14 protein-coding genes are annotated in these 13,644 nt (G+C 48.5%); 5 read left to right on the top strand and 9 right to left on the bottom strand.

The features are described from left to right. Window positions 1-174 precede the first annotated feature (174 nt). The 4 genes from RSA72_RS11145 to RSA72_RS11160 form a co-directional block, all read right to left on the bottom strand. Window positions 175-1,329 carry a phospholipase A gene (locus RSA72_RS11145; RefSeq protein WP_332633193.1) on the bottom strand — a complete coding sequence of 385 codons (1,155 nt, stop codon included), beginning with the start codon at window positions 1,327-1,329 and terminating at the stop codon, window positions 175-177. A 17-nt stretch (window positions 1,330-1,346) separates the two neighbouring features. Next, on the bottom strand, window positions 1,347-4,286 hold the full coding sequence (locus RSA72_RS11150) for an insulinase family protein (RefSeq protein ID WP_332623563.1): 2,940 nt from the start codon (window positions 4,284-4,286) through the stop codon (window positions 1,347-1,349). Window positions 4,287-4,457: 171 nt separating this feature from the next. After that, window positions 4,458-5,243: a COG4705 family protein gene (locus RSA72_RS11155; protein ID WP_332623564.1), complete on the bottom strand. Its 786-nt coding sequence runs from the start codon at window positions 5,241-5,243 to the stop codon at window positions 4,458-4,460. 142 nt (window positions 5,244-5,385) lie between these two features. After that, on the bottom strand, window positions 5,386-5,838 hold the full coding sequence (locus tag RSA72_RS11160; protein WP_332623565.1) for a GNAT family N-acetyltransferase: 453 nt from the start codon (window positions 5,836-5,838) through the stop codon (window positions 5,386-5,388). Between the two features lie 283 nt (window positions 5,839-6,121). On the opposite strand from RSA72_RS11160, the gene RSA72_RS11165 reads away from it, so the two are divergent. From RSA72_RS11165 to RSA72_RS11175, 3 genes are read left to right on the top strand one after another with little or no spacing between them, the layout of a single operon-like run. Beyond that, window positions 6,122-7,126, top strand: coding sequence for an adenosine kinase (locus RSA72_RS11165; RefSeq protein WP_332623566.1), 1,005 nt, complete (start codon window positions 6,122-6,124; stop codon window positions 7,124-7,126). A 14-nt stretch (window positions 7,127-7,140) separates the two neighbouring features. Beyond that, entirely contained in the window at window positions 7,141-7,452 is a 312-nt protein-coding gene (locus RSA72_RS11170; protein WP_332623571.1) for a Rieske (2Fe-2S) protein, read from the top strand. An 18-nt stretch (window positions 7,453-7,470) separates the two neighbouring features. Beyond that, window positions 7,471-8,088 (top strand): OB-fold-containig protein, encoded by a 618-nt coding sequence (locus tag RSA72_RS11175; protein WP_332623567.1) that lies wholly within the window; start codon window positions 7,471-7,473, stop codon window positions 8,086-8,088. 74 nt (window positions 8,089-8,162) lie between these two features. On the opposite strand, the gene RSA72_RS11180 is transcribed toward RSA72_RS11175, so the two are convergent. After that, window positions 8,163-8,633 carry a DUF6231 family protein gene (locus RSA72_RS11180; RefSeq protein ID WP_332623569.1) on the bottom strand — a complete coding sequence of 157 codons (471 nt, stop codon included), beginning with the start codon at window positions 8,631-8,633 and terminating at the stop codon, window positions 8,163-8,165. Between the two features lie 34 nt (window positions 8,634-8,667). On the opposite strand from RSA72_RS11180, the gene RSA72_RS11185 reads away from it, so the two are divergent. Continuing rightward, window positions 8,668-9,537: a DUF2797 domain-containing protein gene (locus RSA72_RS11185; RefSeq protein ID WP_332633195.1), complete on the top strand. Its 870-nt coding sequence runs from the start codon at window positions 8,668-8,670 to the stop codon at window positions 9,535-9,537. Here the strand turns inward: RSA72_RS11185 and RSA72_RS11190 are convergent. The 4 genes from RSA72_RS11190 to RSA72_RS11205 all read right to left on the bottom strand — a co-directional run bounded on the left by RSA72_RS11190 (window position 9,513) and on the right by RSA72_RS11205 (window position 12,696). Next, window positions 9,513-9,773, bottom strand: a complete 261-nt coding sequence (locus tag RSA72_RS11190) for a hypothetical protein (protein WP_332624242.1) — start codon at window positions 9,771-9,773, stop codon at window positions 9,513-9,515. The genes RSA72_RS11185 and RSA72_RS11190 overlap by 25 nt on opposite strands. 12 nt (window positions 9,774-9,785) lie before the next feature. Then, window positions 9,786-11,651: a SurA N-terminal domain-containing protein gene (locus RSA72_RS11195; protein WP_332633197.1), complete on the bottom strand. Its 1,866-nt coding sequence runs from the start codon at window positions 11,649-11,651 to the stop codon at window positions 9,786-9,788. Between the two features lie 129 nt (window positions 11,652-11,780). After that, window positions 11,781-12,053, bottom strand: coding sequence for an HU family DNA-binding protein (locus tag RSA72_RS11200; protein WP_332624244.1), 273 nt, complete (start codon window positions 12,051-12,053; stop codon window positions 11,781-11,783). Between the two features lie 169 nt (window positions 12,054-12,222). Further along, window positions 12,223-12,696 carry a phasin family protein gene (locus RSA72_RS11205; protein WP_332624245.1) on the bottom strand — a complete coding sequence of 158 codons (474 nt, stop codon included), beginning with the start codon at window positions 12,694-12,696 and terminating at the stop codon, window positions 12,223-12,225. 197 nt (window positions 12,697-12,893) lie between these two features. Between RSA72_RS11205 and RSA72_RS11210 the strand changes: the two genes are divergently transcribed. Continuing rightward, the gene (locus tag RSA72_RS11210) at window positions 12,894-13,547 is read left to right on the top strand and encodes a hypothetical protein (RefSeq protein WP_332624246.1); all 654 of its coding nucleotides are present in this window, start codon (window positions 12,894-12,896) and stop codon (window positions 13,545-13,547) included. Window positions 13,548-13,644: the final 97 nt, after the last annotated feature.

Genomic DNA, 13,644 nt, shown 5'->3' on the forward strand with positions numbered 1-13,644 from the left:
GACAAATGCTTTTGGTTCTTTTGGCGAAACAAAAGAACAAAACGAGCTCCAAAATTCGATTTAAAAACGGTAAGACTCCGCCGTGAATAGCCCAAAAAAGTTAAGAAGTTTACTGTGAAACTCCTTAACTGATCAGCATTACGCCTAGGCGCGGTTTTTCATATCCATGCAGATTTAGAACCAATTCATTAATGACACGCCAATGCCGACATACGTCGCGCGATGGTTATAATCAATCAGGCTCTCGCCATAGCCGTCAAACAGCTGGACTTGGCCGCGCAGCTTGCCGCTGATCGGAAACGTCCAGTCAAACTGCACCGCGCCGTGCGAATTATCGCCGCCTTTCAGCGAGTGGCGCAGCATCAGGCTGAAATCATGCTCTTTCCAGCGGTAAAACGCGGTTAAATCGCCGCGGCCGACATAGTCTGTGATGTCTGGATTATTGTCATCCGCCGAGCCTTCTTCAATGCGGTACCATGGGCGCAGCATCAAGGCAAAATCATCGCGCTCAAAGCCAAGGTTCAGAATTACCCGGTTCCAGCTGCGCGACAGCGGATCTGAACGGCCGTTGGACTGGTGATTCAAGGTTAGGCCCAGCATGCGCCAATTCAAGCCCAGCATCTCATAGTTGGTTCTGAATACCAGGCTGGCTTCAGGCTCATAGTTGGTTTCACGGAATGGGCGCGATTCCGCCTCGTTATACACCTGCCAGCGCGAAGACTGCGTATAGCCCACCCAGACATCGCCGTTATCGCCAAACAGATTTTCCACCGCCTTGGTTTTGAGCGACAGCTGGAACTTGGCTTCCATCGATTTCAGCTGCTGTTCCTGATCCGGCTGCACGGTATTGCTTGGATTCGGGCTGGATGGGCGTTCATTCTTATCTGAAGTCCAATAGCCCGGCATCAAATAGACCGGCTGATAGCCGCGGATATTCCATGTGCCCAGCTTGCTGTCCTGCGACAGCTCCCAGCGCCTGTCCAGCATGGACAGATTCGGGTTCAGCTGAGGCGCCTCAACAGCAAACAGGCGCTCTGAAAATGCATGGCTGACTTTTTCCTTAAAAGTCAGCTTTTCGGTCGGCTCAGGCTTCAACTCCTGCGCGGCCATGCGCTCTGAAACCAGCGCCGGCTTGACTTCCTGCGGGATTTTATACAATGCGTCGTAGCATGCCAGGCGGTCAGCATTCGATGCCAGCGCTACGCAGGCTTCAGGCGTTGCCGGCGTTGGCGCTGCTGGATTAGTCTGTGCAGATGCGCTGGCTGCAGCCATTACGCTGAGCAGAATGCCCAGCTGCAATGCGGTACGCTCAAAATGAATGAACGCCATAATCACCTCTGTATTTCTTAATTGACTTGCTTAATGTCAAAGCCCAGCTCAATAAGCGCGTCACGCTTCGCGACAGGCGCAACAACGGCTTTGACCGGCGTCTGATCCAGCAGGTAGGTTGTTGCAGCGCGCTTTAAATCATCCAGCGTTACGGCCAGCAGGCGTTCACGCAGCACTTTGCGGAATGCAGGCGTGCGCTTATGCAGCAAGGAATAGCATGCAGTAATCGCTTCACCGGCTGGCGAGCCCGGCTTATCCATGCCAGCAATCAGGCCCAAAATCGCTTCTTCAAGCTGATGCTCCTGCTGCGGCGCATTCAGCAGCCACTGCACGCTGGCTTCAAAATCATTGAAAGTTTCCGCCAGGCGCGGGTCACGGTAGCTGTAGAAACGGAATGAGCAGGCATTGCCGTCATAGCTTGCGCCGCCGCCGTATGCGCCGCCTTTTTCACGGATTGCGCTGTGCAGGAAGCCATTGCGCAAATAAGCAGCCAAAATCATCAGCGGCGCAGCATCCGGATGCGACACATCTACCGCAGGATAGGCTGATGCGCAGAATTGCACATTGGCTTGAATCAGCCAGGCTTCATCTTTGGCGCTGTTTTCAGGCTGCTGCTGAATTAAATCGCGTTCAATGCTTTCAATTGCAACTTTGTCCCACACCGTTTGCACTTCTTCCACCAGCTGCTCTGACTGATGCTCTTCACAAACCAGCAGGAACTGCTTTGGCGCTTGCAGCAGCTTATTGTGAATCAGCTTCAGCTCATCAATCAGCTGATTGTAGGCAGCTTCATCTTTTTCAATTTTAGCGGTTAAATCGCTGAGCCAGTTTAAAGCGCCAAGGCCGGTATTGTGATAGTCGCGCTGCGCCAATGCGCTGTGATTACGGCTGGCAATCTGCATGGCATAGCTGTGGCCCGAACCCGACAGGCGTGACTGCCAGCGGGTTTTGCGCTGCTGCAGCAGCTCAATAATACGGCCTTTTTCGTCAAAGCGCAGCTGTTCAAAAGCCAGTTTCAGCAGGCGAACCGCTTCAAAATTATCCACCAAAGACTTGGTGGTCAGCGTCAGCCACGCGCTGATCTGGTTTTTGTCATCGACTTTAGAACGCAGCGATGCGCCCATGCCAAGGCCGCCGCTGACTGCAGTCTGCAGCTGCTGCAGCTCAAGGTAGCCGTATTGGCCCGCGCCGACTTCGCCCATCAAAATTGACAGCAGGTTAAAGTACGGCGAGTGCACAATTTCATCCGGAATTTCAATCAGCACCTGCTGATAATAAATGCCGTTAGTGCCCGCATGATACAGATTCAGCGGCATGTCCATCTTGTTGGAAATGATTTCACGCAGCTGGCCCTGCACAATCTGCAGCTCCGCCGGAATATCTTCCAAGCCGACTTTAGGCAGCAGATTCATATCATCCGGCGTATCTTGGCGCACTTTCAGCGCTTCAGTCTGCGCAATAATTTCCGCCCTCTGCGCTTCGGTCAGCTGAGCGCCAATTTCCGCAAGGCGCGCTTTTTCAGCTTCAGCTTCTTTGGCGGATTTCTGCGCGTCCGGCACCAGCGTCATTTGCACGCGGTGCGGGTTATCAATCAAATGGGTTTTGATTAAGTTCGACAGCCACATCGGGTCTTTCAGTTCTTCTTTCACCTGTTCAATGGCCGTGTCTACATCCCAGACATGGATCGGGTCAGAATGGTGAATGGCGCTGCCCAGGCCGTTTAAAATCAGGCTCAGGCCGTACGGCATGCCGTCACCATTGATTTCACGCTGATGCAGTTCAATCTGATGCAGAATGGCTTCAACCAGCGCAGCGTCTACAGGCTTTGAGGCTACATCCTGCAGAATGCTGAATACGCCGTTTTTAAATTCTTCAGCATGTTCCGGATTAGAACCCTGCACGCCGCAGAAGAAAGTCATTTCAAAGTTGGAATCATCCACTCCCATAATCGGGCCAGTGGATTGCGCATAGCTGCAGGTTTCCAAATAATGGCGCAGCGGCGATGCGGAATCTTCCAGCAGCACGCCTTCTGCAAGGCGCATGCCTAAGCGCAGCTTAATATCGCTGGCCTGCGGCAGCAGCCAGGAAATAATGTGGTAAGTTTTGTCTTTCAGGTCTTCCGCATCCACCGCATAGGTTTCAGTCACAGCCACCGGCTGGGTTAGGCGGCGTTCCGGCTTGGAATGCAGGGTTTCACCCGGGCCGAATTTAGCCAAAGCCAGCATTTCAAACTGCTCCTGCAGCTTATAGGCCGGCTCATTGCCGAAAGTCATAAACACCGCATTGCTTGGGTGATAATGCGATTTATAGAAATTCACCAGCTCAGGATAAGTCAAGTCTGGAATATCTTTCGGGTCGCCGCCGGAATTATAGTGATAGGTGGTTTCCGGGAATAAATGATGCGCCAACTGATGATACAGCTGGTCTGAAGGCGAACTCATGGCGCCTTTCATTTCATTGAACACCACGCCTTTATAAACCGGTTCGCCATTTTCCAGCTCAATGCGGATGCCTTCCTGCGCGAAGTCCAGCGGGTTCAGGTTGGCAGAAAAGGCTGCATCCAGATACACTTCCAGCAGGTTCTGGAAATCTTTTTTGTTCTGCGTCGCAAAAGGATAGGCTGTCCAATCCGCGGCGGTAAATGCGTTCATAAAAGTATTGAGTGAACGGCGGATCATTAAAAAGAATGGATCGCGCACCGGGAACTTTTCTGAACCGCACAGTGCGGTATGCTCCAAAATGTGCGCTTCGCCTTTCGAGTCCATCGGCTGGGTGCGGAATGCGACTAAAAAGACGTTTTCATCATGCTTGGACGCCAAATGGTAATGCACTGCGCCGGTAACTTTATGCTTGTATTCAGACACGGCTATGTCTAAGGCTTCAACATGGTGTTGACGTACCAACTGAAACGCTGGGTGAACAGTTTGAGAAATGGTTTCAGTGACATCTACAGTCATGTGATCTCCTAATTCATAGTATTTTAAGTCGCTTGAGTATACCTGAAAATCAAGAACAGGATTCACAGATTGATAAATTTCCAAGTGAACCGGTCAACATTTTGATGCCTGTCAAAACCAGCGCTAATGCGCCTTTTGCACTGCCGGCGCATCAATTAAACGTGGCTTTCTTCAGCTGATGCGCCTTGCCTCCCGCAGCTTAGCCCAATGAACGCACAGCATGATCGCCAGCAGCAGCACGGCGGAGGCTGCAAAGCGGCTTAAATCCAGGCCTCCGGAGCTGAGCGGCTTGTCCAGAAAATCACCCACCACTGCGCCCAAAGGCCGGGTCAGCACAAAGGCGGCCCAAAACAGCAGAGTTTTTGAAACTTCAGTAAAATAAAACAGCGCCGCAACCAGCAGAATTAAAGCCGAAAATAAAACCATGCCGCCGGCATAGCCCAGCCCGGCGCTGTCGGCAGACCAGTCGCCTAAGGCGGTGCCCAATGTCTGGGAAAAAGTAATGGTCAGCCAGTACAGCCATTCTGCCCGCGGCCGGCGCAGCGCATAAGGCGAAATACTGCCTTCCAGCGCGCGCCAGAGATACAGCGCGGCAATCAGCAAAGTCAGCAATATGGCGCTGCCGCCCAAATAGCCAATGCCCAATGAACGGTCTAGAAAATCCGCCAAAGTTGTGCCGACGGTCGTGCTGGCAATAATCGTAAACCAGTACAGATAGGGATGATAATGCTTTGCGCGGATCTGCTGGCAGACAAGGCCAATAAAGATGCCGGCGAAAATCAATGTACTGGCCAGATAGCCCAAATTCAGCGACATCGACAGCGCATCCCCCGCTGTTTCGCCAAAAGTCGTGGCAAAAATTTTCGTCAGCCAGAATAGCGCGGTAATTTGCGGCACTTTGGCTAAAAGCCGGATGGCGCTTTCATTTTCATGTGCAGATGGAACGGGAACGGACATGCGCTTGATTCTTGTATTAAAGGATAAGAATCATTGTTGAATGCGCAACTTAAATTGAAATTAAAAAATTGCGGATTTCCGGTGCAAAAGCGCCGCATCGTTCCGGCTTGAACCGCGATGCAGCGCAGAAATATAAAATATATTAAACAATCAAATATTTAAAATAATTATAATTTGGATGGCTTTCAACAAACACATAATTATTCTTTTGATAAAAATGCGCAGCGGACTTGGTGTCGGTATTCAAGCAAAGCGCTGCATAAAATGGGCGCGCTTTTTTCTCCAGCTCCAGCAGCAGCTGTTTTCCCACCCCATGCTGGCGGTACTGCGGATGTACATAAAAGCGCCTAACCCGGCCAATGCGGTCTTCTACGCCGGCATCGCCCCACTGCTGATTCAAGCCGCCGCAGCCCACCAGCTTATCGCCGTCATAGGCCAGCAGCAGGCATTCGCCGGTCTGGTCAAAACGGTTTTTGCCGCTTTGAAATTCATCGATTAAACGCTGAATAAATGCATAGCCTTCTTGATTTGCCAAAGCTGCTAAATTTTCGATGTGTTTTGGCAGCTGTTCGGCTTGACGAATACTTATTTCCATATATCCACACTTTTTTAATCTAATGATCAGTTAATATTTTCAGCGGCGTCAAAAGCTGAGACAGCGAAATAACCGCTGCAGTCTATGTAAATAAAAATTCAGGCATTGATCAATAGCAAAGAGAAACAAATGCACAAATAACACAGAAAAAAGCCTCATTTTTAGCAATATGCATAAAAAACCGGCGCAGATCCAGGCGTCATGAATTTTACTCAACAAACTACAGCAAACCTGAGCATTGGTGTAAACTTAGCGCTTTCATTTTTTGATGTGACCAAAAGACATGGCGACTGTGGATCTTTTTGCAATTGGCAATGCATTAATTGACCAGGAATTTAAAATTTCTGATGATTTTCTTATTCAGCAAAACCTGCAAAAAGGCACGATGCAGCTGACAGACGGCGGCACTCAGGCAGCGCTGTACAGCTCCCTGCAAGCCAGCCAAGTCTATAAAGGCCAAGCTTCCGGCGGTTCCGCGGCCAATACAACCGTAGCATTCAGCGCATTGGGCGGTTCCGCATTTTACGGCTGCCGCGTCGGCAATGATGATTTGGGGCAAATCTACCTGCAGGGCTTAAATGAAGCCGGCATTCAAACCGCGGCGCAATCCATCAGTGAAGGCGTTACAGGCACTTGCATGGTGCTGGTCAGCCCGGACTCAGAACGCACCATGCACACCTATTTAGGCATTACTGCTGAGCTGACCGACTCTCAGATTGATTTTGCGCCGCTGCAGGCAGCCAAATGGCTCTATATTGAAGGTTATTTATCAACCAGCGATTCTGCCCGCGTTGCAGTCAAGCAGGCGCGTGAAATCGCCAAAGCCAATGGCGTTCAAATTGCTTTAACGCTGTCAGACCCGGCAATGGTGCAGTACGCGCGCCAAGGCCTGGATGAACTGCTGGATGACGGCGTAGACTTGCTGTTCTGCAACGAGCAGGAAGCCTTAATGTATACCGAAACCAAAAGCATTGAAGCTGCGCTGGCCAAACTGCAATTACTCAGCAAGCACATTGTCATTACATTGGGCGCAAAAGGCGCTTTAATTCATAACAATGAACAGACATTTACTGTTGCCGGGCGCAAAGTCACCGCTGTAGACACCAACGGCGCCGGCGATGCATTCTCAGGCGCCTTCCTTTATGCATTAAATGCAGGCTTAAGCTATCAAACCGCTGCGGAACTCGCTATTCTGATTTCCAGTGAAGTCGTTGCGCAGTTTGGCCCGCGCCTGGACATCAGCGGCTATGCGCAGCTGCTGCAGAACTTTCAAAAGGAATGCGCCTAATGCATAAAATCTGCATGACTGAAGATGTGCCGGAACGCGAAGCGCGCTCCTTTGAAACGCCGGACGGCGACACGATTTTCATCACCCAGCGTGACGGCGCTTTTTACGCCTATCAGAATCTATGCCCGCATTTGCAGGTCGAATTGGAATTTTTAGAAAACCAGTTTTTAGACCGCGATCAGGAATACATTGAATGCTCTACGCATGGCGCACTGTTCATGGTGGAAAGCGGCGAATGCATTTCCGGCCCATGCCAAGGTCAAGCACTTGAAAAAGTAGCAATTACCGTGCATTCTGATGGCGGAATCTACCTTTCAGAAGCATAAAACGCGCAGGATGCCGCCATGCCAGAGTTTCTTACAGACTACAGCTTAATTCCTTTTCATTTAAGCTTAATCGCTGTTCTGCTGCTCGGCATGGCGGAAACCATCGGCTATTATCTGAATTTGCGCCCAAGCATGCTTTTTAAGAAGTTCTCACCCAAGCGCTTAGATGAACTGCCGCTGCTGAATGTTAAATTTTCTAAAACATTAATCTTATTTTTCCTGCTGATGAATTTCAGCTTTGCAGGCTATTTTCTGCAGTTCTGCATTTACTCACGCGAATTGGCTTTTCTTCCAGCCTATTATCTGATGCTTCCGGCGCTGATTATTGCCATTTTTTTCACGGTTTTCATGATCCACTGCCTTGATCAGGTTATTCCGCCCAGACAGGCCAAGCAGCAGGTCAGCCTGCTGGGGCGCTTAGCCACTATTTCCAGCGGCAATGCCCGGCCGGGGTTTTCCGCGCAGGCGCGGGTCAGAGATGAGCTGGGCCAGCTGCATTATGTGCAGGTTGAACCTGAGTTTGGCGAGCTGGAATTTCAGTCGCAGATCATTTTAATCCGGCTGAAAAACTCACACTATATTGCCAAAAGAATCTGCGCTTCCAACCGCTTGTTTCATTTAGATTCAGGCGCTTAAAAGCAAAACATCGGCTGAAGTCATGGGCACGCCACCCTGCGGATTGGCACAGCCTGCATCCAGCCAACCCGCCGCTACCAGCGGAATTTATTCCAGTTTTCAGGGTTTGCCCAAAACTTGGAATTAAACCAGTCCGGCACATGCTTATAAGTCAGAATATTAAACTGCCACAAGGCAAAATCGCTGCCGTGCGCGGTTTTATCAATCAGCTGGGTAAAACCCAAAGCGCGCATCAGCTGTTCATCCTGCAGCCGGCTGGCCACGACAATGCGCTTTGCCATCAGGTCACGGAGCTTAACCAGCAGCTGAGCTTTATCCTGGCTGGAAACCTCCGCCATTTCCGCTGTATCCAGCAGCACAAATCCCAAGTCATAGCGCCGGTTAAAAGGCAGACTTAAAAACTCAGATACGCTAAAATAGCACCATTGAATTGATTGATTATTGCCGTATTGTTCAAGATTCTGTCCAATACATAATGCAGTTGAAATGGGCTGTTCTTTGGATAAATCGTCTAGCATCGAAGTGATGACATTTTGTTCAGCCATAACTGCATCCTTATTATTTAAGCGAGTATTCTTTATGGAACTACAAGGCATTTGCCATAAAATGCATGCAGGCCTCATCGACCTTAGTGTAACTGATCAGCAGACGCACAAGGCGAATGTAGAATACAAATTTATTCTAGACCGTTCAGAAATTGAGCTTCCTTTCAGCCTGGGCCAGGAAATTGAAATTGAGGCTGCAGGCAATATTTACTGCATTTCCTGCGGAACTAAAACCCCTAAATCGTATTCGCAAGGCCACTGTTTCAAATGCTTTAAAACCAAAGCTTCATGTGATATGTGCATTATGAAGCCGGAAACCTGCCATTACCATTTAGGCACCTGCCGCGAAGAAAGTTTTGCGCAAGAGGTCTGCTTTCAGCCACATATTGTTTATCTGGCCAATTCCAGCGCTTTAAAAGTCGGCATTACCCGCCTGGGCCAAATGCCGACACGCTGGCTGGATCAGGGCGCAACCCAAGCCCTGCCGGTTATGCAAGTCGGCTCCCGCCGCCTGTCCGGCCAATTGGAGATCATGTTCGGCACGCAGGTTGCGGATAAAACCGACTGGCGCAAGCTGCTGAAAGGCGAAGCCGAACCGATTGATTTAATTGAAATCCGTGAACGGCTGGTCGATGAATTCGCGCCGAAAATTCAAGCCATCCGCGATGAATTCAGCCAAAATCTGCAATTCAATGAAACGGTTGAACTGCTGAATGATGAACGCCCGCGCGAATTCATCTACCCTGTAGAGCAGTATCCTGAAAAAATTAAATCGCATAATTTGGATAAAACCCCGATTATCCGCGGCAGGCTGCAAGGCATTAAGGGCCAGTACTTAATTTTGGATACGGGCGTGATCAACATCCGCAAATACACTGGCTACGAAATTAAAATCCGCACCTGATCTTCTGCCCCAGCCCATGCAGGCCGGAAATGCGGATGCTTGGCCTGACGCATTTCCAGTTGAAGCGTATTCAATATTGATGCTTCCTCTGCCTGTTTAAGCCTTTCCGGCTGCTCTGTGATGTTCCGGCTTGCAGCGAAGAATGCCAAGCTGAAGGCATCCGCTTCAGCACCGCGAAACCGCGAAAGCAGATGCAAAAAAAACCAGCCCGGGGGCTGGTTTTTTCTTTTCAGCAATCGCTTCAGCGCTTACTTGATTTTCGCATGCTCTTTCAAGTAGCGGGTGTAATCATCAAATTCCTGCTGGCCGCGCAGCTGCTGGTACAGCTTAGACAGCTCATTCAGCTGATCGCCGGTTAATGCATTAGACGTAGTTTTATTCACGCCAGTCACAGCTACAACAACCAATTCATTTGGCAGGCTGGCCGTGGTCACAGACCAATGGCCCGCTTTTGGCGCCGCTACACTGAAAGCAGCGCGCTGAATTTCGCGCTTCAGCATGCCGTCTGCACGGGTAAATGTGCCTGCGCTGACAAAGTTCAGGCCCGCTTTGCTCACCGATGCTTCAGGCTTGGTTTTAAATTCATTCAGCGCGGTTTGAATTTTCGCTTTAGCAGCATCAAAAGCTTTCTGCTCAATTAACTTTGCAGTAACTTGCGCTTTCGCTTCAGCCAAAGTCTGCACGCCGGCAGCATGATAATTCCGGACTTTCACCCACACCGCATCGCCATTCGCCAGCTGGATGCTGCTGGAAACATTGCGCTCGCCGTTTTTAACATCATCATTGAACAGCTTCACTTTCACGCTGGCATCGCTCAGCACCGGATGCACGGAAGAAAGCGTCAGGCCTTTGACTGACTGAACCTGAACGCCTTTTACTTCCTGCGTAATCACGTCAAGCGCGTCGCTGCTGACCACCATGTCATTCAGGCTGTTGACCGTATCAGAGAATGCATTAGCATTTTTAGCGCTTAAAACTTCCTGAGTCAGGCGGGCTTTTTCAGCTTCAAATGCAGGCACTTGCACTGCAGGCGCAGAAGTTTCAACAATGTGGTAGCCGTAACCCGTTTTCACCGGCGCAGAAATCTGGCCGGCTTTTAAGCCTGCAACGGCCTGGTCAAATGCATCGCCAAATACGCCTTTTTGATATACCGCAATGGCGCCGCCTTTATTCTTCGATTCAGGATCTTCAGAATACTGCGCTGCAGCCTGAGCAAAAGAAGCGCCCGCTTTAATTTCCGCTGCGGCCTGTTCAGCTAATTTCTTCGCTTCAGCATCAGTGCGGCCATCCGCAGTAATTAAAATATGCTTCACCGCAGGCTGAACCGCTGCCTGCTGCTTTTTCACAAATTCATCATACGCCTGCTTAAGCTCTACATCGGTCACTTCATTTGAAGCGCCTTTTACATTGGCTGGAGAAAGCACCACAAAATCCACATCAACGCTGGTCGCCTGCTTAAACATTGACGGATGCTTTTTATAATAGGCAGCAATCTCAGCTTCAGTAACTTTAACACCGCGTCTGTAATCATCCAGCTTAATGCTCGCCAGCTGCAGCGTACGCTGTTCAGTCTGCAAGTCAGCAATTTGCTTGATATCCACCTGGCTGACCAGCGCATAATCCATAAATGTTGCAGAAAGCATTTTCAAAGCGTGATCTTTACGTAAATTTTCAATAAATTCACGGTTGGTCATGCCAATCGATTTTAAATAATTAGAAAATAATTCTTCTGAAAATTGGCCATTTTGCTGAAAACTCGGCTGCTGCTGAATCATCTGCACCAATTGCTGATCGCTTAGGCTAATACCCAGCTTGTCAGCCTGCTGCAGCAGCAATTGACGCGCAATTAAAGTTTCCATGGCTTTATTATTAATGAAATTCTGATTCAGTAAAGTTTCATCACCCTTCGCATATGCCAGATACTGCTCTTTCAGCGAGTTTGTCAGCTGCTCCACCTCTTTTTCAGAGATGTCTGCGCCATTCACCGACTTCGCCGCATCTTTTGAACCGCTGCTAAAATATCCTTCAATACCTACAAGCGCTAAAGGGGTTAAAAACAAAACGAGCAAAACCTTGCCCAGCCAGCCCTTAATGACTTTGCGAAAAGATTCCATAAGTAATCCAATATTTTATTTGCCGAGGATTTTAACTGAAAACCCGCAATGAATGAATGCGCTGAGGCGCTAAATCACATTTATCAATAAAAAACGCGCCAAAGAGGCGCGTTTCCAAGCTTAATGGAATTAAGCAACAGAATCTTTCAAGCCTTTGCCTGCTTTGAAGCTTGGCACTTTGCTTGCTTTAATTTCTAAAGTCGCGCCAGTTTGCGGATTGCGGCCAGTGCGCGCTGCGCGCTCTTTAACGCTGAACGTGCCAAAACCAACCAAAGTTACAGAATCGCCTGCTTTCAATGCTTCAGTAACCGAAGCAATTGCTGCGTCTAAAGCCTTGCCTGCGTCAGCCTTGGATAATCCCCCTTTATCTGCAATAGCATCAATTAATTCTGATTTATTCATGAAAGTTACGTCCTCTTAATATCGTTTATTTAAGGTTCAAGAAGTTGTTTAGATTGCCCTAGCGCCTTTATAGCAATGCTTTAGGGGAAAACGCAATACTCCCGAACCTCTTTTTTTGCAAAAACATGACAGAAAAAACCATGAAAAATGAATAATAGCGCACAGAACTCTATTTTTTAGACAATTGCGCCTGAATTTTACGCTGCTCTTCTGCCAATAGGTCAATTTTCGCATGCAGCTGCAGAATCATTTTTTCCAAATGCTGCAAATCTTTGGCCGCGACCAGCCCCAGGCGGTTCAAAGAATGATTGACGCCGTTATCCAGCAGCTTTTCAACTTTATCTTTCGTGTCTGTGACAGATTCTTTAGCTTTTTCAGAAACTTTCTCTACAGCCTGATCCGCAATATCTGCAGTTTTGGACTCCAGTTCTTCACCCACTTTGACTAAAGAATCAAACAGCTTATTGCCCTCTTCTTCAGCACGTGAAAATGCGCCTAAACCCGCCAGCCAGATTTGCTTGGTGTATTTGCGGAAATCCAGCACAGACTTGCGGTCAGGCTGATGGCGAAGCTTGGATTTTATATGTTTTTCAGACTGATCCTGCTCAGCAGCTTCCGGCTCAGCTGTTTTTATTTTATCCATATAATGCGCCGCTCCTCATGATTTTATGAGCAAATTTATACGTCAATCTGCAAATTAGCACTATAATAGCAAACTTAAGGCTTGATAGATTTGCAAAACTGTTCTACAAAGCAATTTAATTCATGTGTTTTTGGTTTAATCCTGAAATCACCCGCGGGCAGGACGCTCATTTGTTTCAGGTAAGGATTGTTTTTTTTATGAGTGATACGCAACAAAAACCAAATCAATCAAATCCGCATGTGCTGCTTACAATGACCTTGATTGTTTTGGAAACCGTGTTCAGCTTTATTTTAAAGCATGACCGTGTTGTGGCGCTGCAGGCCAAAAAGTTTGTAGATGAAAAAATTGCAGTAAAAATAAACAGCTATATCCCTTATTTTGACTTTTACGTTCAGTTCACCGAAAACGGCATGCTGTTTGATGACAAAGCGCCGGAAAAAGCTGTGGATTTAGACGTCCGCACCACCTTGATGGATCTGATTAAAATCTTTGTTTTCGGCAACCGCCGCAGCATTAAAGCCATGCGCATAGACGGTGACATAGTCTTAAAGGATGAGTTCCGCGACCTGCTGTCGTTATTCAGCCTGCCGAAAGTGCTGGCGGACTGGAAACACTGGCTGACTGAGCCAGCAGACGATCAGGACATTACCTCTTCCAAAAAGCGCATTGCGCCGCTTTTAGAGAAAATTGACCAGCAGCGCTCAAAAATCAATACGCTGCAAGTGGAAGTCAAGCAGTACAAAAACCGCATTAAGCGCATCGAGCGCCGGCAAAAGCGGATAAACGCTGTGTTTTCAATAATTACGGTTCTTTTAACTGCGTTATTAGTGTATAATTTTTGGATTGGTTAAATATATAATTTTTCTGCAAAAATAAAACATAACAAACAGCTTCAAAAAAACTTGACTATTTTAGTCAGGATTCTTAAAATCGGCACATCTAGTCTAA

It is taken from the genome of Acinetobacter sp. (assembly GCF_036659555.1).
Lineage (GTDB): Bacteria > Pseudomonadota > Gammaproteobacteria > Pseudomonadales > Moraxellaceae > Acinetobacter.